This window comes from Cytobacillus sp. Hz8, from assembly GCF_042263505.1.
GTDB lineage: Bacteria > Bacillota > Bacilli > Bacillales > Cytobacillaceae > Bacillus_BE.
The window spans coordinates 72,197-84,692 of sequence record NZ_JBHKFI010000003.1 but is presented as its reverse complement, the minus strand read 5'-3'; the positions used below and the strand labels follow the sequence as shown (position 1 = coordinate 84,692).

General features: G+C 39.2%; 10 protein-coding genes. 8 read left to right on the top strand and 2 right to left on the bottom strand.

Annotated elements, in window-relative coordinates; all coding sequences use genetic code 11:
- Window positions 1-243 precede the first annotated feature (243 nt).
- Both ACE38V_RS05555 and ACE38V_RS05550 read left to right on the top strand, forming a co-directional pair.
- Complete coding sequence (locus ACE38V_RS05555) at window positions 244-843, top strand: site-2 protease family protein (RefSeq protein ID WP_375840443.1); 600 nt, start codon at window positions 244-246, stop codon at window positions 841-843.
- Window positions 844-864: 21 nt separating this feature from the next.
- Complete coding sequence (locus ACE38V_RS05550) at window positions 865-1,374, top strand: YwhD family protein (protein ID WP_375840213.1); 510 nt, start codon at window positions 865-867, stop codon at window positions 1,372-1,374.
- 290 nt (window positions 1,375-1,664) lie between these two features.
- Here the strand turns inward: ACE38V_RS05550 and ACE38V_RS05545 are convergent, their stop codons facing one another.
- A complete protein-coding gene (locus ACE38V_RS05545) occupies window positions 1,665-3,743 on the bottom strand; it encodes a transglycosylase domain-containing protein (RefSeq protein ID WP_375840212.1) in 2,079 nt (692 codons plus the stop codon).
- 253 nt (window positions 3,744-3,996) lie between these two features.
- Here ACE38V_RS05545 and speE point away from each other — a divergent pair, with 253 nt between their 5' ends.
- The 5 genes from speE (at window position 3,997) to ACE38V_RS05520 (ending at window position 8,450) form a co-directional block, all read left to right on the top strand.
- Window positions 3,997-4,824 carry a spermidine synthase gene (gene speE / locus ACE38V_RS05540; protein WP_375840442.1) on the top strand — a complete coding sequence of 276 codons (828 nt, stop codon included), beginning with the start codon at window positions 3,997-3,999 and terminating at the stop codon, window positions 4,822-4,824.
- A 40-nt stretch (window positions 4,825-4,864) separates the two neighbouring features.
- Entirely contained in the window at window positions 4,865-5,737 is an 873-nt protein-coding gene (gene speB / locus ACE38V_RS05535; protein WP_375840211.1) for an agmatinase, read from the top strand.
- A 214-nt stretch (window positions 5,738-5,951) separates the two neighbouring features.
- The gene (locus ACE38V_RS05530) at window positions 5,952-6,395 is read left to right on the top strand and encodes a YwiB family protein (protein WP_375840210.1); all 444 of its coding nucleotides are present in this window, start codon (window positions 5,952-5,954) and stop codon (window positions 6,393-6,395) included.
- Window positions 6,392-8,062, top strand: coding sequence for an arginine--tRNA ligase (argS, locus tag ACE38V_RS05525; protein WP_375840209.1), 1,671 nt, complete (start codon window positions 6,392-6,394; stop codon window positions 8,060-8,062). The genes ACE38V_RS05530 and argS overlap by 4 nt, the downstream gene beginning before the upstream one ends.
- Before the next feature lie 208 nt (window positions 8,063-8,270).
- Entirely contained in the window at window positions 8,271-8,450 is a 180-nt protein-coding gene (locus ACE38V_RS05520) for a XapX domain-containing protein (protein ID WP_375840208.1), read from the top strand.
- A 177-nt stretch (window positions 8,451-8,627) separates the two neighbouring features.
- Here the strand turns inward: ACE38V_RS05520 and cls are convergent, their stop codons facing one another.
- Window positions 8,628-9,824 carry a cardiolipin synthase gene (gene cls, locus ACE38V_RS05515; protein ID WP_375840207.1) on the bottom strand — a complete coding sequence of 399 codons (1,197 nt, stop codon included), beginning with the start codon at window positions 9,822-9,824 and terminating at the stop codon, window positions 8,628-8,630.
- Between the two features lie 249 nt (window positions 9,825-10,073).
- Between cls and ACE38V_RS05510 the strand changes: the two genes are divergently transcribed.
- Window positions 10,074-12,185 (top strand): (Fe-S)-binding protein, encoded by a 2,112-nt coding sequence (locus ACE38V_RS05510; protein ID WP_375840206.1) that lies wholly within the window; start codon window positions 10,074-10,076, stop codon window positions 12,183-12,185.
- Window positions 12,186-12,496: the final 311 nt, after the last annotated feature.

The following is a 12,496-nucleotide window of genomic DNA, read 5'->3' as shown; positions in this document are numbered from 1 at the left end:
TAGATAGGAATAACAAGTCTTCACTAAAAGGTTGCTTTTGTTCTATAGTTTTTCATTATTTTGCAAAAATTGCAACCACGATGAGGGACTCCTTTTTCACATCAGGACCAGAATCATGTATAATTTAGAAAAATAAAGCGATCATTTCATTTGGAATATATAAAGGGGGGATAATGATTGGATCAATGGAGTCAGTTTCTTGCTTATGATATAAGACAAATACCCTATGTGGCCATTACTTTGATGATTGCCTTTTCGCTTCATGAATTCTCTCATGCTTTTGTGGCTTATAAATTTGGTGATATGACGGCCAAAAATCAAGGGAGGCTAACACTTAATCCATTGCAGCATTTGGACCCTCTTGGAACTCTTTTCATCTTTATTGCAGGGTTTGGTTGGGCCCGACCTGTACCGGTGAATCGTTATTTTTTTAAAAAACCAAAGCTTGCAGGGGTTTTAGTTTCGATTGCGGGGCCAATAAGTAATTTATTGCTCGTTATTCTGGCCATTCTCATTTGGTACAGCTTGGCAGCCAGTGGGATTGCTTCAACCCTTCCGACATTTGTACCGGATTTCTTGAACATTTTTATTAGCTTGAATGCCCTCTTGTTTATTTTTAATCTATTGCCTTTTCCGCCACTTGATGGCTATCGAATTATTGAGGACTTAGCACCAGTGAATGTTCGGGCAAAGATGACGCAATATGAGCAATATGGGGCGTTAATCTTTTTGATTTTGGTGGTGACACCTCTGGATCAATATACGATCCATCCCATTTTGAATACCGTTACACCTTATATTGTGCAAACCATTGATCAGTTTTTCTATCAATTGCTGATGTAAATAGATGGAGGTTTTTAGGGAATGGAAGAAAAAAAGAAAAAAAACATTGGTTTTAATATTATTAAAAATGACCCAATGGATGGGCATAAAGGTTTTGGAAAGGGGTCATTAAGTCTCGATAATGTCTCACCAGTTATCATTGATGTTGATGAAGGAGAAGCTTTTGTTGATATCGGAGCCATGCATGCCAGAAGTACGGTCGAGAAAGGTATTAAGTTTTTACCGAATAAGGATGAGGTGCCAAATGGCAAGCCTTATTGGATAGTCTGGGTTACAATCGATCGGAAAGAGGAAGGTTCTTATTATGCAGGAGTGGCAGCTTGCGAGATGACGGTGGACCGTGAAATTCGTAGAGGATATAAGCTATTGCCTGAGCATGTAAATCGTTTGGATAAATCAATTAAACGTCATATCATCGTCGATCATATGGACGCAAAATCGAAGCAGATATTGGCCCAGTTTCTTCGCCAACATGATGAAGGAATGTGGGACCTTGCAGAATCCAAGCTGAAACAGGATTTGCAAGCTTAATTTTTCTAAAAAACAATGTCCTATCTTCAAAGTATTGTCTAAAAAAACTGTTTTATTTGAAATGTGACAGTTTTTTGAATTTCATTTAGCATCTACTTGCTCATTTAATCGAAAAAAAGTAAACTTAAAATCAGTTCAAAGCACGCAGTAATACTAGGACAGGAAAAGCCTCGGATCTCATGCACCCGAGGCTTTTCTATTTCTACTGTTGCAACAGATAAGATAGGGAAAACTTATATTCTTTAGCATTCCCTCATCACGAATTGTAAGGAGGCGAACCTGCCCAAATTTCACGCACCCCATTTGAATAATTTTTTATACCAAGGAGACTTTTCTTGCTCCGGTTTCTTTTCTTTGTTCTTCGTTTTTTGGCTCTCATTTTCAGATAAATGATCGGTACAATAGTCAGTCGGTTCGGTTCCTGAGACAAAGTAAGTTAATCTCTTAACAGGACAGTTTTTGGTAGCAAGTTTGCCGTTTTCAGGATCGAGATAGACTCCGACCGTTTCTTTTGGCGCCTTAAAATTCTTCTTTGGCTCTTTCTCCAATGCTTTTTCCATAAAATGAACCCATATGTTTTTTGCATAGGATTTTTCCGCTGTTAATTCGATTGGTTTTCCTTTGTCATATCCTGTCCAAACGGCAGAAACGAGCTGTGGTGTATAGCCAATCATCCAGCTATCCGACTCCGTCGTACCTGATTTACCGGCATAATGCCTCGTCATATCTTTAATAATCGAATATCCCGTCACATGAGCATAACCATTTAATTTTGGGTCGAACATTCCTGTCAGCATATGAGTCATGACAAAAGCCGTTTTCGGATTAAGCACCTGCTTTGTTTCATGCTCATTCTCATAAATGACTTCTCCCTTATGATTGACGACCCGTTTTATGAAAATGGGAGAGACTTGTTTTCCGCTATTTGCGAGCATACTGTAGGCATTTGCCATTTCGATGACTCGAACCCCTGAGGTCCCCAGTGCAAGTGATGGAACCTTGGCCATAGGCGTGTGGATTCCAAACTTCTTTGCTGCTTCAATCAATGTATCCTCACCTAAAAAAAGGTGAGTTTTGACCGCAAACACATTATCAGATAGGGCAAGTGCCTGAGCCATGGTGATATCGGATTCCGCATATTGGTTATTGAAATTATGCGGGGTGTAATCGTCCCGTTCGTCATCAAAGCGGAATGTGGTTATTTCGCTACGCATTAAGGTAGCTGGAGTAAATCCATGCTCTAAAGCAGCGTAATAAAGGATCGGCTTGATGGTGGAACCCGGCTGGCGAACCGCCTGCATCGCACGATTATAAGGGCTTTTTTCGTAATCCCGTCCACCAATCATCGCCCGGACATAGCCTGTTTTAGGGTCCATCGCAACCATTCCTACCTGGATATCCGATTCGTCTGAAATAAGTTTGGATACCGTACTTTCAGCTTCTCTTTGTTTGTCTAAATCAAGCGTTGTATAGACTTTTAACCCTCCAAGCTCAATTGTTCGCTCATCGAGATGCAGCTCCTTTTTTAAGGCTTGGCGAACAGCATCCTGGAAATAAGGGGCAACAGCGGCCTTTGGATTTGGATATTCGCCCACTAAATGCAATTTCTTCTTCATTGTAGAATCCGCCGTTTTTTGATTGATATATCCGTCGCGGACCATGGACTGTAAAATAATCCTTTGCCGTTTTTTTGCATCTTCTAGGGAAACGAATGGGGAGTAGATTCCTGGCCCTTTAGGGATTCCCGCAAGTATCGATGCTTCTGCCAGATTGAGCTTTGCGGCGTCTTTTCCAAAATAATATTGGCTTGCTGCCTGAATTCCATATCCGCCATTTCCATAGTAAATCGTATTTAGATATCCTTCCAAAATATCATGCTTCGAATAATTCATCTCAATTCGAAGGGTATAAAAAGCCTCTGAAATCTTCCTTTCCCATGTTTTGTCATGCTCAAGGAATAAATTTCGCGCATATTGCTGGCTAATTGTGCTTGCCCCCTGAACCTTTGAGAAGGCCTTTACATCGGCAAGAGCAGCCCCGGCAATACGTTTGAAATCAAAGCCATGGTGGTCATAGAAGCTTTTATCCTCAATTGAAAGAGTTGCTTGAATTAAATCAGGTGAGATTTTTTCAAGTGGAACCCAATAGCGCTTTTGGCCATTATTGCTTTCTCCCATTAATTTTCCATCCTCGGAAAAATACAAAGTCGATTGCGGGACGGCCAGAGGAGGAGGACCGAGAATTTTGGCATAGACTAAAATGCCAAGCACGAGAACAAAGCTTATGGCTACAGCAAATGAACTGATAATGATGATTGCCCGTAAATACTTCAATGTCTTTCGAAACCGATGGTCGGTCATGAGTTCCATTTTGAGTCACCTCGCTGTTTTTCAACTAAGGAAAAACAATCCAGTAAAGTTTGTATTCTCAGTATGAAAAAATCAGAAGGGTTTTAAACCCATTTCTATTAAAAATAAGAAATTTTTCTTGCTTTTTTGCTAGATTCAACTATACTTTTTCTGATGTTTGTAAAATTTTTGTTAGGGTAGTATAACAATAAAAGAAGCATGGCTTAAAGGATGAGCCAAAAGCTTGAATGTACTTGTGAAAGGGATGATTGATTTGAGTATTTGGTTTACAGAAAAGCAAACAGAGAATTTTGGGATTACAATGAAAATAAATCGTACTTTACATACGGAGCAAACGGATTTTCAAAAGCTTGATATGGTGGAAACAGAACAATGGGGCAATATGCTTCTTTTAGATGATATGGTGATGACAAGCGTGAAGGATGAGTTTGTCTATCATGAAATGGTCGCACATATCCCATTGTTCACACATCCAAATCCAGAGAATATTCTTGTTGTTGGTGGTGGCGATGGCGGTGTCATTCGCGAAGTATTAAAGCATCCAAGTGTGAAAAAAGCAACTCTTGTCGATATTGATGGAAAAGTGATCGAGTATTCTAAGAAATTTTTGCCTGAAATTGCAGGTAAATTAGATGATCCCCGTGTAGAGGTCAAAGTGGACGATGGCTTCATGCATATTGCCCAAAGCGAAAATGAATATGATGTCATCATGGTTGATTCAACAGAACCTGTAGGACCAGCAGTAAACTTGTTTACAAAAGGTTTTTATGCTGGAATTGCAAAGGCGTTGAAAGAAGATGGACTATTTGTTGCTCAGTCTGATAACCCTTGGTTCAAAGGAGATTTAATCCGTCATGTTCAAAAAGATGTAAAGGAAATTTTCCCAATTACGCGCCTTTATGTGGCCAATATTCCGACATACCCAAGTGGCCTTTGGGCATTCACATTAGGTTCAAAGAAATATGATCCTCTAGAAGTAAGCGAAGACCGCTTCCATGAAATTGAAACAAGATATTATACGAAAGAGCTTCATAGAGCAGCCTTTGTTTTACCTAAATTTGTTCAAGACCTTGTGAAATAATCATACTCCCTATAAGCTCGTAGGATTGGAGGATAAGAACATGCGATTTGATGAAGCCTATTCTGGCAATGTATTTATTGGCAGTCATCCCAATTTTGAAGAAAGCAAGGTCGTACTATATGGGATGCCAATGGATTGGACCGTGAGTTATCGTCCTGGATCTAGATTTGGTCCAGCGCGCATTCGCGAGGTTTCCATTGGGCTTGAAGAGTATAGTCCTTATTTAGACCGAGAATTACAGGATGTTAAATATTTTGATGCCGGAGATATTCCACTTCCATTTGGAAATCCCCAAAAAAGCTTAGACTTGATTGAGGAATATGTGGATAAAATATTAGCCCATGATAAGTTTCCGCTTGGCATGGGGGGAGAACATTTAGTTTCTTGGCCTGTGTTTAAAGCGATGTATAAAAAGTATCCGGATTTAGCGATTATCCATATGGATGCTCACACCGATTTACGTGAGAGCTATGAGGGAGAGCCGCTTTCTCATTCAACCCCGATTCGAAAAGCGGCTGATTTAATCGGACCTGAAAATATTTATTCTTTTGGCATTCGTTCAGGAATGAAGGAGGAATTTGAGTGGGCAAAGAAGGTTGGACTTCATATTTCTAAGTTTGAGGTTCACCAGCCGCTTAAAACGATTCTTCCAAAGCTTGCAGGACGTCCAGTCTATGTGACGATTGATATCGATGTTTTGGATCCGGCTCATGCACCAGGAACCGGAACCGTCGATGCAGGTGGCATCACATCGAAAGAATTGCTTGCTTCTATTCATGAAATTGCTCATTCTGATGTGAAAGTAGTGGGGGCCGATTTAGTCGAGGTGGCACCTGTTTACGATCATTCAGAACAAACTGTTAATACCGCCAGCAAATTAATCAGAGAAATGATATTAGGCTGGGTGAAATAAGATAAGCGCAGGCACCAACTACTATTTGTTGGTGCCTGCGCTTTGTTGCATCTCCAATCCAAAATAATTATAATAATTGGGTTCACCACAAATTCTTATAAAAGCCTCTTGAATGAGGAGATTAATTGTTGCGATCTTGTGCATATTTGAACAAAAACCCAACACAAAAAGAGAAACTTCGATTATAATAAGCGAAGTAAAGGAAGTGTTGCCATTGCAGGTAAAGCGTGCCGAACAAGTCCCAATACAAATAAAAGTAAAAACCATGATTCAAAATGAAGAAGAGACTCAGTCTTTTGAATTAACTACCTTTGGTCAATACTATCAGAAGGACCAATCTTATTATTTACAGTATGAGGAAGTTCTTGAAGAGGGAACGATTAAAACAATTGTAAAAGTAACCGAGGGAGCTGCGTTAATTTTACGAACAGGCGCCATTCAAATGAGGCTGCCCTTTAAATTAAAGCAAAGGCTGCGAGGTAGCTATGAGACCCCTTATGGTACACTTGATACGACTACATATACAAAGCAACTTGAACACTCTTTGGCTCAGGAAAATAATGAAGGTTCAGTGGACATTATTTATGATTTAGCCATACATGGTTCAATTGCAGGCATTTACCATATTAACATCACGTTTAAGGAGGAGAATGAATGAACATCGTCGAGCAAATCCAAGCAAAATTAAAAGCTGAAATTAAAGCAGCAGTAATCAAAGCAGGCCTAGCAACGGAAGAAGAAATCCCATTTGTCATATTAGAAACTCCTAAGGATAAATCTCATGGAGATTATTCTACTAACATGGCGATGCAACTGACAAGAATGGCGAAAAAGGCTCCCCGAATGATTGCAGAGGATCTTATTTCTCATTTTGACCAATCAAAGGCTTCTATTGAAAAAATTGAAATTGCGGGTCCTGGTTTTATTAACTTTTATATGAATAATAGCTATTTAACTGATTTAGTGCCTGTGATTTTAGAAGCGGGAGAAAGTTATGGAGAAACCAATGTGGGAAACCACCAAAAAATCCAAGTAGAATTTGTTTCGGCTAATCCAACGGGAGACCTTCATTTAGGACATGCCCGCGGTGCAGCTGTTGGGGATTCACTCTGCAATATTTTAGCGAAAGCCGGATATGATGTTTCTCGTGAATATTATATTAATGATGCGGGAAATCAAATTAATAATTTGGCATTATCTGTTGAAGCCCGTTACTTCCAAGCTTTAGGCCTTGAAAAAGAAATGCCGGCAGATGGATATCATGGGGAAGACATCATAGGCATTGGGAAAAGACTAGCAGATGAATTTGGAGATCGTTACGTTCATGCAGATGAACAGGAACGTTTTGATTTCTTCCGTGAGTATGGTCTTAAATATGAAATGGAAAAATTGAAAAAAGATTTAGAGGATTTCCGAGTTCCTTTTGATGTGTGGTATTCCGAAACCTCCCTTTACAATGACGGGAAAATTGATAAGGCTCTCGATAAATTAAGAGAAAATGGCCATATATATGAAAAAGACGGAGCAACCTGGTTCCGCTCCACTACCTTTGGTGATGACAAAGACCGTGTATTAATCAAACAGGATGGTTCTTACACGTATTTAACACCCGATATTGCTTATCATAAAAATAAATTGGATCGTGGCTTTGAACAGCTTATTAATATTTGGGGTGCTGATCACCATGGCTATATCCCAAGAATGAAAGCAGCCATCCAAGCCTTAGGCTTTAGCAAAGAGGCATTAGAGGTAGAAATTATCCAGCTTGTTCACCTATATAAAAATGGTGAAAAGATGAAAATGAGTAAGCGTACGGGTAAAGCAGTGACGATGCGTGATTTAGTAGAGGAAGTAGGCTTAGATGCTACACGTTATTTCTTCGCTATGAGAAGTGCGGATACTCATCTTGATTTTGACTTAGATTTAGCGGTTTCTCAATCTAATGAAAATCCTGTATTTTACGCACAATATGCTCATGCACGTATTTGCAGCATCTTGCGCCAAGGAGAAGAAAATGGTTTAGTGCTTGATAGCGAGGCTAATTTCTCATTACTACAAGCGGAAAAAGAAATTGAAGTATTGAAGAAATTAGGCGAATTCCCGCAAGCAGTTGGCGAAGCAGCGTTGAAACGCCTGCCTCACCGTATTGCCAACTATATCTTTGAACTGGCATCCACGTTCCATAGCTTCTACAATGCGGAAAAGGTATTGGATATGGAAAATGTGGAAAGATCGAAAGCACGCTTAGCGCTAATTAAAGCTGTACAAATTACATTAAGAAATGCATTAGCCTTAATTGGTGTATCCGCGCCAGAAAAAATGTAGGCTGAAGTTTAACAGGTAAACTTGAGATCCTGCCTGTGATAAAGGCCCTTCTAAAAGGAAACGTCCTTTTGCGTCGTTTGGATTCATACTTCTTATTAGGTGGGACAGAAATCTTAGCGAAAAAACATGATTGTTTGGATGCTAAAAAATTGGCAGATGAAATGCCCCAAAAATATTGAATCGAAAGTTTTTAGAGGAGGAAGTCAGCATGAAGATTGTCATACTATCCATTATTACAGGTTTTATAGTGGGATTCCTTTTTTCCTTGTTTAAATTACCAATTCCTGCTCCTCCGGCATTAGCAGGTGTTATGGGAATCGTCGGAGTTTATCTTGGCTTTGTGGTGTTCCAAAAGGTATCACCATGGCTGCAAAGCTTGTTTAGTTAACATATCCTTGATTTGAATAAAAGCAATAAGAGAACACAGCCGATTATTTTAATATTCGGCTGTTTTTTGATTTGAAAGGGAAAAGAACTGAAGGACAATTTTCAAACATTTGGGAAAGGAAAAAAGTCGTTCTAGGGAGATGAACGACTTTTTTGCCCATATGGAAAGTGATAAGGCTTACAAAAAGTAGGAAATGGGTCTAGCAATCATTTCTTTCACCCGAATAAACAGCGAGGGCTGATCGAGAGCATCGACAGCTAATAACCTGGCATCTCCTAAATCCTTATGAACAACTTGTTCTACTTCTTTTAAAAAGGGTTGATTAAAAATATAACAATTCATTTCTAAATTTAGGAAGAAGCTGCGTTTATCGAAATTGGCGGTTCCAATATCGCAAAATTCTTCATCAATTATTAAGATTTTGGCATGATAAAAGCCGTTGACAAATTGATACACCTTTGCCCCTTTTTTAAGAAGAGGGCGTAAATAACGGAACGATGCCTCTTTGACGAATAGATGATCGCGTTTTTGCGGGATGAGAATTTTAACCTGAACTCCACGATTAATCGCCTCGATTAAATCCTGAAAAACCTTGCTGCTTGGAATAAAATAGGGGGTTCCAATAAAGATCGTTTTTTGGGCATTTTGAATAAGTTCTGAAAAATAATCCTCAAGTAGAATTCCCTCCGTTGGAACGAGTTGGTGCCGGACAGCCCCTGGAGAAAGTTCAGGGAAGTAGGTTTTTTCAGGAAGTAAATTTTGATTAGTAGCCATTTGCCAATCAATGAGGAATTCATGCTGTAAATCACGAACGCCTTCACCCGCGAATTTCAGGTGGTAGTCCCGCCAAGGAGTGAGCTTGGGACTCATATCAATATACTCTTTGCCAATATTAAATCCACCCATGTAACCAATTTTTCCATCAATAACCGTAATTTTTCGATGATTACGAACTTGACTGGTGTAGAAGAAGAAGGGTGGTTTCATTTTGTTACAGTAGAAAAATTCCACGCCGGCTAATTTTAATTGTGTTTGCATGTCTTTTGGCACTTTATGGCTTCCAACCCGATCGAGAAGGAGCTTTACCTCTACTCCTGCTTGGGCTTTTTCCATTAATGCTTCAAAAAAACGTTTGCTAACTGTGTCCTTCTTAACGATAAAAAACAAAATATGAATATGATGCTTTGCTTTTTGGATTTCCGCAAAGAAATCCTCAAACAGTTCCCCTCCTTGAGTAAAAAGGGTGATATCACTATTCCTAATAGGGTGCTGTCGTTTTTGAAAAGTTGCGAGATGCCTTTTTCTTCCAAAATGAAAATCCGCCCAAAGGTAAATCACAAAGATGGCAAGGATGAAGGTAATGAAAAATATCATAATTTGATTGACTCCCTCGCAGTATTTTTTCTTATTGTAAACAGAAGTACAGTAATTTATAAGTATTTTCGGGCAAGGAAAAAGCGATTTAGGAAATGAAAACGTTCTAATTTCCTGTTGACTGAATAGTCATTCATTATATAATGGAGATAAGCAGTATTTTCAGAAAATTTATTCTGTTATAATATTTAGTTAATAAAGGGGTTTAAAAAGGGGACATCATGAGACCTCGTGAAAGGAGAAGGAAGGATGAACGGTCTATTGTGGCTGAACTTAATTGCGTTTTTATTCGTAACCGCTTACGCAATTAATTTGTTTGTGTATTTAGTAAGGACAAGAACAAAATTTATTAAACTTGGGAAAAAGACTGAGTTTGATAATGATGTGAAGAAACGGCTTGGAAAAATTTGGGTAAATGTTTTCGGACAAAAGAAGCTTTTGAAGGATAAGAAAAGTGGAGCTATCCATGTGATGCTTTTCTATGGCTTCATTCTTGTTCAATTTGGGGCAATTGATTTTATTATAAAAGGGATTAAACCGGGCGCCCACTTACCTTTAGGACCTATTTATTCCGCGTTTACTTTTTTTCAGGAAATCGTAACCTTCATTATTTTAGTGGCAGTCGTATGGGCCTATTATCGCCGCTATATTGAAAAGCTTGTACGTTTAAAAAGAGGATTTAAAAACGGACTTGTTCTCATATTTATCGGTGGATTGATGTTATCTGTTCTTGTTGGAAATGGAATGGGCATGATCTGGCATGGGGAAGAAGCCGTATGGACGGAACCAATTGCTTCTTTAATCGGAACGGGATTATCAGGAATTGGGGAAACGGCCTCTATTGTCATTTTCTATATTGCTTGGTGGCTGCATTTATCATTTCTATTTGCTTTCTTAGTGTACATTCCACAAGGAAAGCATGCTCATTTAATTGCAGGTCCAGCCAATGTTTATTTGAATCGATTAGATAAACCAGGAAAATTAAGAAAAATTGATTTTGAGGATGAAACCCAGGAATCCTTTGGGGTTGGAAAAATTGAAGACTTTACACAATTACAATTAGTTGATCTTTATGCCTGTGTGGAATGTGGACGTTGTACGAATATGTGTCCGGCAACTGGTACTGGTAAGATGCTTTCTCCAATGGATTTAATTTTGAAGCTGCGGGATCATTTAACCTTCCATGGGGCAGCAATTACATCTAAGCAGCCATGGGTACCGACATTTGCTTTTGCCAACACAAAAGGGAATCAGATTGCGCTTAGCGCATCAGGTAAAGGGGCAGCGGAAGCCGCAGCTGGTCTTGCTTATAATCCAAGCTTAATTGGTGAGGTTATCACGGAAGAAGAAATTTGGGGTTGTACAACCTGCCGAAATTGTGAAGACCAATGTCCAGTAATGAATGAACATGTTGAAAAGATTATCGACCTTCGCCGTTATCTTGTGTTGACAGAGGGAAAAGTAAATCCTGATGCAAAGCGGGCGATGTCCAATATCGAGAAACAAGGAAATCCTTGGGGATTAAACCGGAAAGAACGTGAAAACTGGCGTGAGGCTCGTGAGGATGTTTATGCTCCGACTGTGAAGGAAGCGAAAAAGGCCGGAGAAGAATTTGAATACCTATTTTGGGTTGGTGCTATGGGTTCCTATGATAATCGCAGTCAAAAGATTGCACTATCCTTTGCAAAGCTATTAAATGAAGCTGGCGTTAAATTTGCCATTCTTGGCAATAAGGAAAAGAACTCTGGAGATACATCAAGAAGACTTGGAAATGAATTCTTATTCCAAGAACTTGCCACGAAGAATATTGAAGAGTTCGAGAAGAATGAAGTGAAGAAAATCGTCACCATTGACCCACATGCTTATAATATTTTCAAAAATGAATACCCTGACTTTGGACTTGAAGCAGAGGTTTACCATCATACAGAGGTTCTTTATCAGCTAGTGAAAGATGGACGCCTAAACCCGCAATATCCTGTGAACGAAACGATTACCTTCCATGATTCATGTTACTTAGGGCGTTACAATGATGTCTATGATGCACCACGGGAAATCTTAAAATCCATTCCAGGTGTTAAATTAATCGAAATGGAACGGAAACGGGAAACAGGTATGTGCTGCGGTGCTGGTGGCGGATTAATGTGGATGGAAGAAGAAACCGGCCATCGTATTAACGTAGCTCGAACAGAACAAGCTTTGGCTGTTAATCCAACGGTCATTAGTTCAGGATGTCCGTATTGCTTAACCATGTTAACGGATGGAACAAAGGCAAAAGAGGTTGAAGACAAGATTTCAACCTATGATGTGGCAGAGCTTCTTGAAAAATCCGTCTGTGGCGAGCCTAAAACTTTAGTATCCTAAGTGTCTTTTGTGAATGAAAAAGAGCAGAAAAGGAAACACCTGCGGAGAATGATAAAAAATTAAGAATTTTTCGTATAGTGTTTCAATTTCTGCCGCTTTTCGGTAAAATAGATTTAGAAAACGATTACAATCCATCATGTTAGAAATGGCGAAGGCGCCCTTTAAGGGCGCTCCAAGCTAAAAGAAGATGATCGCTTCGGCAGATCCAGTATCAGGATGTGGTCGCTTTATCTTTTTACGTTTTTAGTTATCCTCATATCATAAAAGGTTCTTTAATCAGTAGGAATACTTTTTTTTTGAGATTCTTTCGA